A 16,887-nucleotide genomic window follows, 5' to 3' on the forward strand; every position below is an offset into this window, starting at 1 on the left:
TGGGTTGCCAATAGCGTAGTTGTCTTTAATAACATGACAGTAACATCAGCTACGTGACTCATTTCATGCTACCCTCCAGAAAAAATAGAAAATTAAATCTAACGCACGTAATTGCGGTTTCATTACAACCTTCTATTATATCATTTAAAACTTTTAAAATAGTGAAGAAAGAGCGAACCTTTAAGGCTCGCTCATTTTAAGTTATCCACCGATTCGTATACTGTTATTCATTCTTTTTAATGTCCCTAAAATACTCATAGCCGCTAAATAGCTTGTCTTTGGATTATCCGGTAGTGGGAGATTCGTGATAGAAAATGTCGCTTCCCCAAACTCACCTTTTATGTCCACTTGGTGTATGTTTTTTTCAATATGTGGATCGGCCACTAGACACACAGTCGTCTTCTCTATGCCTACCCCAGCCAAAGCCAGGACAATGGAGACATTTACGTTTTTCGGAAATTGCTTAATGGCATCAATCGCGTTCCCCTCAAAAACAACCTTCGCTTCGTTGATGTCTTCATTAATGAGTGAGCTGGCAGGTTTCCGAGTTGTTAACGAAACGCTACTCACTTTACCGAGGGCATTTGCATTTTGTAATAAGTCCAAACCGCCAATTGCACCAGACGGCAGGTGTATGGCATTCTTATACTCTTTTACAAGGTTACTTAGTTCTGTCAACAGTGCTTCATCTGCTAAAGCACCTACACTTATTAACACTACATCCTTTTTCTTAATAACCGATGGCAACAAGGTTTTCACTGCATGTATATTCGCTGCCTCCACCACAATATCGATTTCTGAATCAAGAAATGCGTTGAGGTCCGTAAACAACTTCACCCCAAAGTTTGACTCCAACACCCCATACTTTTCCTTATTCCGTACCAAAATACTTTTAATCCGTAGATTTTCATGTTGGGATTGATTGATTTCTTTCAATAAAAAAGTAGCTATTGCTCCTGCACCAATTACACCGATATTCATAGTTGCCTCCCCATTTTAATATGCGATAACTCTACCCCTTAACCATTTCGCTGTTAATGTTTCGGCATTCACCATCTCTTTTGGTGTGCCTTCAAATATAACTTGTCCTCCCTGTTTACCTCCTGATGGACCCAATTCGATTATCCAATCGCTTGCCGCTATAAAGTTTAGATTGTGTTCGATGATAATAACAGAATTACCTCTGTTTACGAGATTTTGAAATACGTCTAAGAGTTTCTCATTATCTTCCGTGTGCAGTCCTAAGGATGGCTCGTCTAACAGGTAGATTTGCCCTTCTTTTTGCAGGTGGCTTGCAAGTTTTAGACGCTGGATTTCTCCTCCACTTAGAGAACTTGTCGTCTGCCCTAAGGTTAAATACCCTAATCCTACTTCTTTTAACGTATTCACTCTTTTTATGATTTTTGGTAGTTTAAAATAATGAATAGCCTCGTCTATTGTTAAATCTAAAATTTCTACTATATTTTTATCTTGATAGCGATAGACAAGCGCTTCGTCTGAATATCTCGTACCGCCACATGTCTCACAAGGGATTGTCACTGGATCTGCAAATGCTACATCAGGCTTTATGACTCCTTTTCCTTTGCAGACAGGACATGCTCCTAAGGAGTTAAAGCTGAACAAACCCGCTGGTTGTCCTGTTTCTTTTGAAAAAATGGTGCGTATATCATCCATTATCCCCATATATGTAGCTAGGGTCGAACGGTTAGAGATTCCGATACTGCCTTGTCCTACCCTGATCGTTTCAGGATATTTGTTCGCGAACGCTTCTAACATTAAAGAGCTTTTACCTGATCCTGAAACTCCACATACAGAAACTAAGACATTTTTGGGAATTTGTACGCTTATATGTTTTAAGTTATTGATACTTGCTTTATTTAGTATAAAATATTTTTTTGTCTCCCTTGGATTTTGATTAATTTTTAGCTTGTGGGATAGAGCAGTTGCAGTTGGGGAGTTTTTGAGCCCTTCTAATTTTCCTTGATAGACAACTTCTCCTCCATTTACTCCTGCTCCTGGTCCCATTTCTATGATTTGATCTGCTACTTTTACGACTGATAGATTATGTTCAATTACGATTACAGTATTATGCTGCTCTTTTAACCTTCTTAGCATCTGTATTAATAAATCAACTTCTTCTGGATGAAGTCCTGCACTTGGTTCGTCAAAAATGTATGTAATGTTATTTAGACTGCTCCCTAAATGACGAGCGATTTTTACCCTTTGTGCTTCGCCACTGGACAGCGTCCCCATTTTTCTTGATAGACTCAAATATCCGAGCCCCATATCAACTAGTTGTTTTACATGCGGGATTGCTTGTTGCGCTATCGATTCTCCCATCGGGTCTTTTATGTTCTTGATCTTCTCTAGTAATTCCGGAAGTTCTAACTGTTCATATTCTGCAATATTTAATCCATTTATTCTACATGCTAATACCTTTGGATTTAAACCAGAGCCTTGGCAGGTTGGGCATAAAGCCTGTGTTGATACTGCTAAAACGTCATCTTGAGATATTTCTTTTAGCTTTGAGACGTCTCTGTTAATATAAAGGCGCTTAAATCGAGGCAATAGCCCATCCCACTCATGATCCTGAGGTCCATTTTTTGTATGAAACGGCGCATAAACTTTTTTACCTTCCGGGGGACCATATAATAGCAGGCGGAGCTTTTCTTCTGTGTAGTCTTTTATCGATTTATCTGGATCGAATAATCCGCCCGTCATCATCCATCTGCCTTGCCAACCCGAAGGAGATAAAGGCTTAAATCTCACCGCATATTCTCGAAGTGACTTATTAAAATCGACCATCTTATTTACGTCTGGTGCAATGACCTCCCCAAATCCACCACATTCTGGACATCTACCAAAGGAACTTTGACTCGAAAAATCAGTAGCAGAACCGATTGATGGCTTTCCTATTCTTGAGAACAAAAGTCTAAGTAGTGGATCTATATCCATATAGGTACCAACTGTCGAACGGGAATTGCCCCCTATTTGCCGTTGTTCCACTACAACAACCGGGCTTAAGTTTTGCATAAGATCAGCGTGGGGTCTTTCGTACCTTGGCATTTGATTTCTAACATAGAGAGGATAATTCAATGTCATTTGTCTTCTACTTTCAGTTGCCAATGTATCAAAAACAACCGAGCTCTTACCTGAGCCTGAAAGACCAGTAAATACGATAATTTTTTCTTTAGGTATATTTAAATCAATATTTTTTAAATTATGTTCTTTAAGCCCTCTTAAAATAATTTCATCTTTTACTTTTGACATCTTATCACCCTTTCTGATTTTTATTTTTAGTTTCATAGATATATCTAGCTTACCCTATAGAACTCTACATAAGCCAATGTTAGAAAAGAAAAAAGAGCTCTCGAGCAAAACCCAAGGAACTCATTTGGTTTATTTTATTAAATTAAAAGGTAATCAGATCAATGTAAACAATAATAGACTGGAGCGGGCCTTTGCTTGTTACCCCCTATTATCAAAAGTAAAAAACTATCCTGGCGGCTATGTTTATGGCTTAAAGCAGTCAGGATAGTTCTGTTTATTTGATTTCGATTGATTCAAAGATTCTTTGTAATTTTAGATAGGAATCTTCTGCTATATCCGTTTCCTTGGCATTTTCAAGATGTTTTATTGCATCCTGGAAATGTTTTATGGCTTCCACATGTCTGCCCATATCCCGGTGATGAATAGCTGAAGACAGAGAATTAAACAGCTGCTTACTTAATGAATTTGTGATTTTCCCATCGCTTGTTTGCTTCGTGACAAATTTCAGTGCAGATTCTAATGTTTCTGCTACTTCAATTTTCATTAAATTGGCTTTATCTGCATAATAAATATTTCCATCGTCCCCAATGGTCATCAACTCTGTTTCAGCAAGTGCTTCATGCTCAAATGAATCAGGGTCGATTACTGTTAGTTTACCAGCAAGAGTCGTGTACAATAGTCCGTCTTCACTCCAGCGAATATGGATTGGTCTCCATCTACCGAAATCTTTTACTTCTGGATAAATGTTTTTGCTCTTCACAATTTCCAAGTTTTCTGGATCCATTGCAAAGATTGTTCCTCCCGCTGCTGACCATAACAAGCCGTCCGGCCCCAGTTTCATTCCACTAATCATCTTCGGCTGAACTGTAACACCTGGTATTTCTGGAACAAACTCAGTGATTTTTTCACCTTTTTCCATATCCCATACAAATATTTTGGCTGCCGGCTCTGTTGGGTCTATTCCCAAACCACCAGCAACAGTTGTTGAACCATAAAGTTTTCCATTCACTTCTGCTAATCCAGCAATGGCTTGATTATGAACAACGTCTTCATAAACAATTGGATCTTTTACACCGGTTGGATCAAGTACGGTTAATGAACCTCCCAAATGCCCGTAATCAGGGATCGTCCCAATATATAATTGATCGTTGGCTACAGTCATTATAAAAGGACGGTCCTGATTAGGAATATCGTAAATTTGTTTAGGTGAAAGTGATGGATTTGTAACATCCATTTCAAAAATAGTAGCACCTGGGTAAACCCCAAAATACATTTTGTTGCCAAAGGAGACCATACCTTCTGCTTGTCCCAAGGTGAAATTCTGGTATTCATTTGTTTCTGTGTTAAAAACCGACCCTTTCCCTCCTGGATATCCACTTAAATATAAATGACCTTGAGGGCCTTTCTCCAACGTTTGAATAGGAATTGGATTTCCGACAATTGGATATTGAATGGTTTTAACTTTTTTGGTTTGTAAGTTCATATAAGTGACTTGACCACCAAATTGGACGGTAACTAATGATTGACCAGGGAGGTCAGGGTCATTTTCTACTTCAACCCAAGTTGTATTTCGCAAAAAGGTTCCAAACACTACTCCCGTATCAACCGCTTCAAGCGTATCTAGATCCACTTCCTTCAATCTACTTCCTTGTAGAAAATAGACTTTGTTGCTTCCAGGAAGACCGTGAATGAGGCGTATCCCTTTATTGTTTGTATAGTACGTATCACTCCATTCCCCTGTTTCTGTATCATAAAACAAGAGTGTATTACTTCCACCACCAACACCAGCAATGATATATTTGCCTGCCGCGTCTAATTGCCATACACTGCTGCCAGGAACGACATGATCAGGCACATTAATTGCTTCATATTCACCTGTTTCTACATTTAGTTTCACAATACGATTATCAACACCGATACCTAAATATAGGAACCCATTATGATAAGCAGTAGATCTGGAGTAGCTTTGTCCCGGAGCAACACTACCATAATCCTTCATCTCTCCAGTATTCGGATCGTATCGTCCAGCTTTTGCATTCGGATATGAACCGAAATATACTCTCCCCTGTTCATCATAAGATAAACCGTACACCACAGTTTCCCCTATACCACCGAGATTTTTTACCTCCTTGGTTACTGGGGAATATTCATAAAGATATCCATTGCCCCCTATATAGACATTGCCATTCGGTACCGTAATATGTGTCCAAACTGCCCCTGTACCTTCTAAAGGATATGTCCTAACGACTTCCTGACTTTTAAGGTCGATAACCTGAAAGATAGCCGGGTCACCACTGGCAGTCGTGTACATCATATCCCTTCCATCTTCCGTACCATATGTAGAGTCATAGATTGCAATACTTTGAATAGTAGAGCCCAAATTTATTGGAGCTTTAAACCTTTTTTCTACTTCTGCATGAACTGGAAGACTATAGAGTAAAGAAGAAATAATTAATAGACATACAGCAAAAAGAATTCCAAATGTTTTTGTAAACGTTCTCATTTTTTCCGCTCCTTTCAATTCAAATTATTTTTTATAGGTCGATTACTGTGTTCCCTCCTCTTCTAGATATATTTTAAAAATAACAAATCTAAAAATGGATGAAAATGACGATAAATAGCCCATAAATAAGACAGGTATATAGTCATATAGAATATTAAAAGTTCTCTAATTTAATCAGTAAAAAGCGGTTCTAATGACCTACTCCCAAAAAACTATTTATAAAATGGAAAGAGTCTTCTAGGAGTAGTGAAAGATGATTGTAATAAAGTTTAAAGTCAGTTATCTTTTACTTCTGTCTGGAATACCTTTAATTTTCGATCGCATTACTGGCTGGATTAACTGGGTATTCCTATGTAAGTCAGTAATATTAAAAATAAAAAAGGTCTGACCCTCAGCACCGCAAGACGCTGGTACAATAGAGTTAGACCTTTTAAATACAAACTTATTACTCTTTATTTCATCAAATTAAACAATTAAAGAATATACCATTATTTTGGAGCTCAATTTTTTTAGTAAATAAGCAATTTCTTTTTGTCTTCCTTACTTTTGTACATATTTTTATCTGCCTGATTAAATATTTCTTCCATTTTCCCCTTGGAGCCATTTGAAAATCCATATCCCATCGACATTTTTACCCTTATAATTGAACCACTGGCATTGTGAGTTTCTACCTCTTTTAAAATATTATTTATGAGTTCCTCTACTTCTTCTACAGTTACTCCAGCAACTATCAATGCAAATTCGTCTCCTCCTAATCTCGCAACAGTTATCTTCTCAGAGGAAAATTGATTAAGTAGTTTTGCCGTTTCCTGTATTAATTCATCTCCTACTTTATGGCCATAATTATCGTTAAAAAGTTTTAGTTCATCTAAATCGCAAATAATGATCGCAATAGGTGTGTTCATCTGTTGATTGTATTTTTCAAAGACTCTCTCAAAATATCCACGATTATAGAGGTTCGTTAAGTTATCGTGATAAAGCCGATATTCTAATTGATTCTGTAATTCAACTTTTTCATCGATGTTTCTTAACACCCCCTGTAACGCTACTATTTTTCCATTTTCGTAGATAGGGGTAGTAAATTCCTCAAAACATCTGTAAATACCATCCTTATCCTTCCATCTTTGAACAATACCCTTCTTGTAATCAAGTTCACCGTTTATCTTTTTCATAAGAATATTGTAATCATCTGGATGAATGTCGGTAAAAGCCACATTAGGACTTAGATAAGCCTTTGCAATCGAGCCATTACCAAAAAAGTATTCGGCGGATGGACTTAAATACTTAAACTTGATTTCAGGGCTTATTTCGCAATAATAAATAAAATCCTTTGTATTTTCAACAACATGTATAAAACGGTCATACTTTTCTTTTAGAGCTTCTTCTTTTACCTTTAATGTTCTATATAAAATAACTACCAAAACTGCCCAAAGAATACTTGAGATTATGAGGCCAAAAATAAACTGTTCAATCATTGGAGGTTACCTTCTCTCATAAATTACCGTTTAAATTCCAGACATCCATCACAAGAGCATAGATCGTTTATTCCAACCTATATTGCTCTGCTTTAGCTTTATGTTATTACTTATTAGCAATTACCTTTATCACCTTTTATTAGGTCTTTACTCCTATATTATAACATAATTTGGAAATAATTCGTATTACTTTTTGGTATTTATTTACTCCACGAATCTAATGGTCTGACCTACAATAATAGTTATTTCAGATAAATTTAGTGTAATTTAAACCTGTTAATCATAGTTTGCAACTCTTCAGCCATTTTGGATAACATAGCAGCAGATGAAGAGATTTCTTCCATTGTTGCAGTCTGTTCTTCAGTAGATGCAGATACCTCTTGTACCCCAGATGCTGTTTCCTCTGAAACACCCGAGATAAACTGCATAGATTGTTCAACTTGTTTTGCGCCTACTGCTAGCTGATTAACGGCTGAAGAAACTCCTTGAATTTGAGCTGTCACTTCATTAATTGAACCTTCAATTTGTGCAAAAGATTCTCCGGCATTATTCACATAGCCGATTCCTGCATCTACTTCTCTTGTCATTTCTTCCATAAATTGAACAACTTTAATCGTTTCACTCTGAATCATTGAAACTAATTGAGAGATTTCCTTTGATGACTCAGCCGACTGTTCTGAAAGTTTACGCACCTCATCAGCAACTACTGCAAATCCTCGTCCATGTTCACCTGCTCTCGCCGCTTCAATAGCAGCATTTAAAGCAAGCAGATTTGTTTGCTCAGCAATTCCGGTAATAGCCACAATAATTTTACCTATCTCTTCGGACCGTACCCCTAATTCCCCTACTACTTCAGATAAACTAGTAAACTTATGATTAATAAAACTCATTTGTTGTTTAGCCGTATTAACTGATTGACTACCAGCTGAGGCTTTGTTTGAAGAATTGATTGCTAGATTAGATACACTTTCAGCATTATTTGAAATTTGTTGGACCCCTAATGCCATTTTATTGACAGTTTGCGATGCATCTTCGACGTTTTGAACTTGGTTGTCCACACCAATCGCTACTTCATTCATTGTTTCTGCAATTTGTTTTGAGACAGAACTAGACTGCTCAGAACTTGCCGTCAACTGTTCAGCGGATGCTGCTAGCTGATTCGTGGTCAAACTCACTTGCTTAATAAGTACACGAAGATTATTGGCCATTTCATTAAATGCAAAAGCTAAATCACCAATCTCATCTGTATTTTTTACGTTAATGTCCTTAACAGACAAATCCCCTTCAGCAACTTTTTTAGCATTATCAATTAGCGTTGTAAGAGGCTTTGTTTTTCTCCTAATGACCAGAATAGTAATCACACATGCGATTAACATTGGTAACAGACCAAGGATAAAACTATCTTTTACAGACTCCCATGTTCTTTCATTTACAATTTTTGCGTTAAAATCAATAGCATTTAAAGCTATTATTTCTTTGTTTGGGTCATGATCTTTAAATATAGGCGCATACCCGGTAATACGTTTCATACCACCAAATTCATAAATTTCCGAGTAATGGGGGTGCTTCGTTTCTTGTATAGTTTTGAGCACCGACTTATCAATATGAAATTTATCACCAGCCTTAAATCCTTGTTGCTCCATGTTACTATCTTGAGCCAAAATAGTCCCATCTAGTGATAATATGTATTGACCTTCAAAAATTGATTTATGATTTGTCGTCCAATTTAAAATTTCTTTCAAATCGTTAGGATCTTTATTTCCACTAATGATTTCTTCAACGTCATTTGGATCTACTAAACCTGTGGTAATGTTCGCACATCCAACTGCTTCAATTCCTGCTGCTTCATATGTTTTTTCATAACTAACTTTGTAATTAGTTATTGAAGAAATGATCATCGATAAAAATAGGACTACTACAATTATAATTCCTAGCTGTCCCGTGAGAGTTCTTTTCAATTTCTTATCCTCCTAAATTCACATGCATTTCCTAGATTAATATATTAGTATTCCACTATTATATAACGAATACTACTTTAGTACTATATAAATAGTGAGAACCGTCATAAAAAGTAGTACTTTAGAAAATATGCTGTAATGGTTTTCTATTTAGGCTGGTCAGAAAAGTTTTTGGAGTGAAATTTTTGAGGTGTTTTATTTGCTGTGTCTGTAAAAAGTGTGGAGTTAATTTCCTGCAGGTGCAAGCTTTCGTTGGAAAAAGCAGAGCCCACCCCTAGGAGAGGAAAGGCCCTTTAGTTTCAATTCTATATGCTATTATTTCTTATCCGCTAATTTATTGAGAATCTCTTCGCAAATTTCATGGGTCTTCAGTGCTTCCCAAGCTGAAATTTTAGGTTTTGAATTTGTGCTGACGGCGTAAATAAAATCTTTAACCATTTGCTCAAACCCTCTTTTAACCAAGGTTGGTTCCCAATCACTGCTCCGAACCTCAATATTTTCCATCCCTTTCGAAATGACTAAGTTCGATACGTTTGTAACCGTGCGCTTCTCCAACGGACCCATAACCTGGGCCATTTCCTCAGTGGTTCCATTATCCCTATTCATAATTCCAATTGCCGTGCCTCCTTTGGAAACAAATTGAATCACAACGTGGTATAAGGCACCATTTTCCATTCGACCGTTCACGATCATATCTTCAATCGGGTGTGGAAATAAATACTTCATCGTATCTACGACATGGATAAAATCATCAAAAATAAACGTCCTCGGCTCACCTGGAAGATTATGGCGGTTTTTCTGGACGACCACCATATTTGGCTGTGCAACTTCCTTCAAACATGCATAGGAAGGGGCAAATCTGCGATTAAATCCTGCCGTAAGAATAAGGCCTCGGTCCTCCGCCAGTTCAACAAGCCTTTTAGCACCTTCATAATTATCCGTAATGGGCTTGTCCACAAATACATTGATTCCGCGCTTTAGAAGCAACTCAACAATTTCTTCATGAGAGGATGTCGAGGAATGAACAAATGCACCCGTAATACCACTAGCAACCAGGGATTCGAAGTCGGAGTGAATCTGTTCAAACCGATACTGGCTAGCAATAGTTCGTAACTTTTCTTGGTTTCGTGTGTAAAAGTGAAACTCAATCTCTTTTAATCCGCTATAAACTGGGAGATACGCTTTTTGTGCAATGTCTCCAAGTCCAATAACTCCAATTTTAATCACTATAAATCCCCCACTCTACTATTCGTACTGTTATTTTATAAAAAAGGTAGAACTTTCGTCTTGAAATCAGCATAACTGTCGAGGTAAAAGTCCGCCTCAATATCCGGATTTTCAAAGGCAACAGTTTTGATCCCTAATTCTCTAGCTGGTATTAAGTCTAATTCGCGGTCGCCAATCACCAAATCAATTGGATAATCCTTAATCACATGTTGATATGACGCTGCATGCGGTTTTCGGGAAAATCCTTCTTCCTCGACCGAAACAATCACCTTAAAATAATGTAATAACTTGAATTTTCCCAAAAGAAACAAGGTCGACTCCTTGTCACGGTGCGTGACAATAAAATTGTCATCGGCCACTTGTAAAACCTCTTCTAAATGCTCAAATGGCTGGCTGTTAAAGGAATACTGATTATATAATTTGATATATTCCTTACGTTGACTTTCATCAATTCCATAATGCTGAAAGGCCACTTTCGAGTTAACCTTAAGCCACTTCAGAACTTCGTCTGGATCCAAATCCTTTCCGCTCAAATGGATAAACCCTTTGACAAGCGCTGGGTACGTGTTAAACAATGTTCCGTCAAAATCCCATAGAATATTCATGCAAATCCCTCTTCTCTCTTCCATAATACCTCTCATTATAGAAATGAAACTGATGAAAATAAAGTTTTTATGTTTAAGCGGTTGTCCAAATGTGATATAAAGTCAAAGCGACCACCCAAGAAACAAATAGTCCGTCTAAAAAGCAAAAAGCCCGCAGGACTCGACTTGGATTCGCCGAGCCTACAGGCTCTCTATCTTAATAATGGGCTACTTACGGGATTTTCCCTTACCCTTTTTGCTGAGTTTGAAGTTCAACGGTACGCTCTTCTCCAGTGGCGTATCTGCCGAGGAACCACCGACATGCACGATGTATTTTCCATCAGCGGTAGCCCACTCACCATCAGCCCAATTCGCCAGGTTGTTCGGTTCTTTCGGAATGAAATAGGAGAACGGGTGGTTAGAGTCAGCAAGGTTAATCCGTAAAGTCACTCGCTTGCTCTCACCAGGCTTAAGATCAACCTTTTCGAAGTTGACGAGCCGCTTGCTCGGCTCTCCCGCCTCGTTCGGCAGGGTCAGATAGACCTGTGCCGCTTCTTTGCCGGCAACTTTACCGGTATTTGTAACAGTAAAGGATACGTCAATACCAGACAACGAGCCTTTGCTGCCGCGGACCCTCATCACCTTGAGGTCGCCATACTTAAAGGTCGTGTACGACAGGCCATACCCGAATGGGAAGACAGGCTTTACCTTGTTAGCCTCATACCAGCGGTAGCCCATCTCTAGGCCCTCTGTGTACTGGGCAATTAACTGGTTGGAACCGTTACCGTATGGACCTGGGCCACCAGGTTTGCCAGTGTCTTGACGGGTTCCAGGATACTGCTTCTCGGTCGCGAAGGCAGCCTCACGCTCAGTGGCACCGAACGTCATAGGCAACTTGCCAGACGGATTAACCTTACCGTAGAGCAAATTGGCGACGGCATTGCCATCCTCCATGCCCGGATACCATGCTTCGAGGACTGCAGGGACCTGATCCAGCCACGGCATAAGCACCGTACCAGAAGTTTTCAGGACCACAACCGTGTTCTTTGCATTGGCCTTCATAACGGCTTCGATCATCGGCTCCTGATCCACCCAGTCCTCTCGGGGCGCGTTCTTGTCGAGGGGAATGGCCGGGAAGCCGAGAGTTTCGCGGTCTATGGTCTCACCCGGGGTGTCGCCGACCATGAGCAGCACGACGTCAGACTCGGCGGCTAGCTTAGCAGCAGCCTCCGGGTCAAGGCCATCGTTGTACGTCACTTTGGTGTTGTAGCCCAGCTCCTTGATGACGTTCTCCAGGCCCTGTTTTGGTGTGACCGTGTAAGGGGTCACGACGTTCTCGTTGTTTATCCCAATGGAGCGCGGGGACATCTTGGCCTTACCGGCGAACCACTCGACGCCAATCAGCGCGATTGACTTCGGCTTTCCGTCCAGCGGCAGGAAGCCGTCTTTGTTCTTCAATAGCACGGAACCTTCCTCTGCCATCTTCCGTGCGCTAGCGCCGTTGACATTCAGATCGACAATCTCTGGCATGAACTTATTGAAAGGCTTATCCATATGGCCGTACTCAATCATCTTGATATACCGTGGACGAAGTAGATTGTCAATGTCGGTCTCGGTCACCTGACCCGAGTCAAGGGCCTTCTTGATCTTTTCCTGGGTGTAGTACTGCGGTGCCCAGTCGAGCTCTACATTCGTACCCGCCTTGATGGCAGCGACCGTGTCGTGAATTGCGCGGCGGTCACTCATGACCCAACCTCCGAAGCCCCAGTTCCTCCTTAGTGCATCTTGCAGCAGCTCAGAGCTGTCACATGCATAGGTGCCGTTAACATCCGGGAACGAGCACATCACGGAGGCAGGGTTAGCATTCTTGACGGTCATCTCAAATGGCAGCATGTACAGCTCATTCATCGCCTTTGAGGGAACCTGGACACCCATCGTCCACCGCTCGGTTTCCTGCTCGTTTCCAGCAAGGTGCTTGAGTTGGGCCTGGACTCCCTGTTTTTGGATACCCTTGACCTGCTCGGTTGCCAGGGTACCCGTCAGGTATGGGTCCTCACTGAAGTACTCATAGTTCCTGCCACCGTAAGGGTGACGCACAAGATTCATGCCAGGTCCGAGCATCACGTGGTGCGCGAAGGCACGTGTCTCTTCACCGAGGATTCGACCTGCCTCATAGTTCAGCCCACGGTTGAAGGTCGCGGCCATAGCCACGGTAGAGGGCAGGCCTGTCGCCACCGGGTCATTGTGACACGATCCGCCCTTCACACCCGTACCACCGTTGGTCATGCGGACTGTGGGGATACCCAGTTCCTCGATTCCATGAATTTGCCTTCCGGTGTCCTGAAACTCACAGCCGGGCAGGGTACCCTCGGGCGGAAATACGCCGCTCTGGTACTTGTTAGTACCGCCCTTTTTGATGACGACCGGCTCACCTTTGTCGTTCTCATTGAAGCGCGAGATGGCGATTTGCTGAATCTTCTGTTCCAACGTCATCGCATTGAGAAGCAGCTCGGTTCGCTCCTTTGCAGATAGCTTGGTGTTCATCCAGGGCTTGGTTCCAACATTCTCCGCATTAGCAGGAATTTCTAACATAGACATGAAGATCATTGCTGCAAAAAAAATTGACATAGTTCGTCTTATCATTTTAATATCTCCCTTACTTTCTATGTAGTAGAATTAGTTTTGAAATCATTCGTTTAACATCTTAATCTCTCCTTTACTTTCTATGTTGTCTACTAGTTCGTTTAACAACTCAATCTCTCCCTCGCTCTTTATGTTGTCTATTCGTAATAGAAATCATTCGTTTAACCTCTTAAAGTCTTCCTTTCTAACTATTGTCTAGTAGTCTAAGGGAACGTTAATTAAAGAACCGTAAAAAAACATGCAATTAAGAAAAAACTTTTTTCTTAAAGATTGTTGCTATTGGATAAAACATTACTATTGATTGAAGCGGAAGGTGGCGACTCCAGCGGGAAAAGCGTGAGACTTGAGACCCCACAGGAGCGATTAGCGACGAGGAGGCTCAAGCCACGCCCGCGGAAAGCGTCCACCTGCAGCGGAAATCATTTGTGTCCAAAAACAACAAAGTTTGCGAAAACAGCCTAAGAAAAAGTAAAACCCTGAATTCACAGATATTTCTTTTGCGAATTCAGGGTCTTATTATTCTGATGATACAATTTAACCTTTGCGATTGATTCAACATGGCTTGAGTGGAGATTGGAGACTTATTGAAGTAGTAGTGTTTACCGATAACTAAAATAGGATCTCTAAGAAGAAATAAAATTAAGCTGCAGTTGGGATACAAAATACTCATATTTTTATCCACTAAAAAAACGAGAAAATTAATTCTCGTTTTTTTCAAAATTATAACCATTCCCCGTATTTTTGCAGACTATCGTTTTGTGTATACTCATCTGTTTTCCGTAAAAGCTCAACAATGGTCGGCATATCCATTTTTTCAATAAACTCTTCAATTGCAAGAACGCCTGATTGAGCTAATTCATCACGATGTTTTTCAGATGTAATGAGAGGCGTTGGTAGATGATCAGATGCTTTATCAAAGTATGAACCAATTGCCCCTGACTGCAATGCATATTTTCCAAGTGCATTGCCCGGGTTTTTACTCATTCCGTTTATCATACTTTGTACATCATAGGTCACTGAGTTAGATTCCGGAACATTCATTGGAACGTCTTCCAATCTACCAAGGATTTTGTAAGCCCCAATGCTAATATCATTGAATTTCTCCATAAACGAAAAACTTAAATCTTTAACGCTATCAGTTGCTTTAACCATGTCTATATAAAGAATGGGTACTTTTGTTTCATCAAAGAAATCACGAATCATTCCACTTACTGTTAGATAAGCAGGACCATGACATGTTACATATATCTGTCTTCGAAAACCTTGTTTTAAAAGTGACTTCGCGATTTTATCTAAATATCTCATACCTTCTTTGACACTTATATTAACAGTCCCGCGAGCCATCGCTGTCCCACCAGCGAAGAAATAAGGGAGGTTGTGAAGAACGAGACCATTTGTCACCTCTGCCATTTTTAACGCGAGCGCTTCAGCAATCACCGTTTCGGTGTCAAGCGGTAAGGCTCCGTGCGTTTCTGTTACACCAACAGGTACAAAAATCAAATCATTCTGTTGTAGGTATTCTTCAACCTCGCCGTTTGTGCATTTGGATAGGAACCGAGTTCTCATCAAATAACATCCCCTTTTCTTTTTTAAAAATTTTGCAATCAGTTACGAGATAGAATTTATTGTTAGATTTAATTAGTTTTGAGCTCTTCTTTCTTTTAATGTCGCATACATTTCTTGAGCTTTCGTACTATTTAGGTTGAAAATTAACGCAATCCCGATAATCATTAAGAGAAAAGATAAAATCGGTAATCCGTTATACATACGTAAAACACCTTCTGCCACTTCTTGGCTTTGAGAAGTTTGTCCAGAAACAAATCCTACCCAACCTAAAGCATAACTACCAAGTGCAGAACCAACACCCATACCCACTTTACGTGAGAAGGAATAAATGGAGTAAAGTGTTCCATCATATCGTTTACCAGTTTGAAGTTCTGTAAAATCTAAACAATCTGTAACGAGTGCCCAAACAATCATAACAAAGACCATATTTGCGATTGTTGCAATATTATAAGCTACTATATAAACATAAACATTCTCAATAATAAAAATGGTTAGAAGTGTAGAAGCAATTAAACTGAAAGTTGCAGTACTAATGACCATATTACGCTTACCAAACTTTTTAACGAGAGTAGGGACAAAAATGAATAAAACCAATGTAACTCCCATTTGTAAGAATGAGTTAATCGCAAAAGCACCAGGTTTTTTGTAGTATTCTGAGAACACAATTGCAGCTAATTGTGTCACACCATTGATCATAATTAATGAGCCAACACTTGCTACCATCATCCCTAATAACTGTCGATTCTTTAAGGCTGCTTTTAAAGCTTCTGTAAATTTATAATCAGGCTTAGTACCCACTGGTCGATCATCACGAATACGTTCTGTGGTTAATTTGACAAGTCCTGTATAAGCTAGAACAGACAGAATACTGAATACGATAGAAATGTAGAAAAACATCTCAGGTACTAGATTCCCAGATTTATCATAGATAAACATAGGGACAAAAGATAAAAATCCAATTCCAACAACCATTCCGCCAATAGAACGAGCACGAGATAATTTTGTACGTTCAATTGGATCATCTGTAATAACAGCTGCTAATGAACCGTAAGGAATTGAATCAGCCGTGTATGCGATTCCATAGAATAGATAAACAAATACAACCCATACATGAATAGCCGTTGATGACCAACTTGAGACATCAGCAAAGGAAATTAAGATGGATGCTGCAAGTAACCACTTAGAAATATTAATATATGGTAAAAATTTATCTCCACTCTTACCTAATCTCCATCTATCTGGAATACTTCCCATAATGACATCTGTGAATGCATCAAATATCCGTGCAACTAAAAACAACGTTCCCATGAAATAAGGACTTACTCCAAGTACGGAGGTGGTGAATAAAAGGAAAAACGCTCCAATGTAAAGGTTTGCAAATCCTCCACCAACATCCCCTAGCATGTATCCAAATTGATCACGGAAACCAAATTTTTTAACCTGTTTCTTTTCCATGTTGAAACCCCCAAATGTAAATAAAATAGATTTTGAATGACATCCAAATAACTAAACTTCCAAAGAGTGATTTATGAATTACACAAATTTTTCCATTATATTTGTTTACTATACAAACTAATAACTTAAATTTAATTTATACAGTATACCTTCTTTCGTCAGCCTCCTCCCCTTAGTTTTGAAAGCGTTTTATTGTTTATTTAATA

General features: G+C 39.4%; 10 protein-coding genes. All 10 read right to left on the reverse strand.

Features of this window, described 5'->3' with window-relative positions:
• Nucleotides 1-201 precede the first annotated feature (201 nt).
• The gene (nadX, locus tag RGU12_RS09855) at nucleotides 202-981 is read right to left on the reverse strand and encodes an aspartate dehydrogenase (RefSeq protein WP_309535922.1); all 780 of its coding nucleotides are present in this window, start codon (nucleotides 979-981) and stop codon (nucleotides 202-204) included.
• 15 nt (nucleotides 982-996) lie between these two features.
• On the reverse strand, nucleotides 997-3,270 hold the full coding sequence (locus RGU12_RS09860) for an ATP-binding cassette domain-containing protein (RefSeq protein ID WP_309535923.1): 2,274 nt from the start codon (nucleotides 3,268-3,270) through the stop codon (nucleotides 997-999).
• Between the two features lie 274 nt (nucleotides 3,271-3,544).
• Nucleotides 3,545-5,773 (reverse strand): FIMAH domain-containing protein, encoded by a 2,229-nt coding sequence (locus RGU12_RS09865; protein ID WP_309535924.1) that lies wholly within the window; start codon nucleotides 5,771-5,773, stop codon nucleotides 3,545-3,547.
• Nucleotides 5,774-6,282: 509 nt separating this feature from the next.
• Entirely contained in the window at nucleotides 6,283-7,248 is a 966-nt protein-coding gene (locus RGU12_RS09870; RefSeq protein WP_309535925.1) for a sensor domain-containing diguanylate cyclase, read from the reverse strand.
• A gap of 257 nt (nucleotides 7,249-7,505) precedes the next feature.
• Entirely contained in the window at nucleotides 7,506-9,206 is a 1,701-nt protein-coding gene (locus RGU12_RS09875) for a methyl-accepting chemotaxis protein (RefSeq protein ID WP_309535926.1), read from the reverse strand.
• Between the two features lie 315 nt (nucleotides 9,207-9,521).
• Complete coding sequence (locus RGU12_RS09880) at nucleotides 9,522-10,433, reverse strand: Gfo/Idh/MocA family protein (protein ID WP_309535927.1); 912 nt, start codon at nucleotides 10,431-10,433, stop codon at nucleotides 9,522-9,524.
• Nucleotides 10,434-10,468: 35 nt separating this feature from the next.
• Entirely contained in the window at nucleotides 10,469-11,038 is a 570-nt protein-coding gene (locus RGU12_RS09885) for an HAD-IA family hydrolase (RefSeq protein ID WP_309535928.1), read from the reverse strand.
• A 207-nt stretch (nucleotides 11,039-11,245) separates the two neighbouring features.
• Entirely contained in the window at nucleotides 11,246-13,660 is a 2,415-nt protein-coding gene (locus RGU12_RS09890; protein ID WP_309535929.1) for a beta-glucosidase, read from the reverse strand.
• A gap of 720 nt (nucleotides 13,661-14,380) precedes the next feature.
• A complete protein-coding gene (locus tag RGU12_RS09895) occupies nucleotides 14,381-15,226 on the reverse strand; it encodes a creatininase family protein (RefSeq protein ID WP_309535930.1) in 846 nt (281 codons plus the stop codon).
• A gap of 72 nt (nucleotides 15,227-15,298) precedes the next feature.
• The gene (locus RGU12_RS09900; protein ID WP_309535931.1) at nucleotides 15,299-16,681 is read right to left on the reverse strand and encodes an MFS transporter; all 1,383 of its coding nucleotides are present in this window, start codon (nucleotides 16,679-16,681) and stop codon (nucleotides 15,299-15,301) included.
• Between the last annotated feature and the right edge of the window lie 206 nt (nucleotides 16,682-16,887).

Source organism: Ferdinandcohnia sp. QZ13, from assembly GCF_031324165.1.
Taxonomy (GTDB): Bacteria; Bacillota; Bacilli; order Bacillales; family Bacillaceae_L; genus Ferdinandcohnia.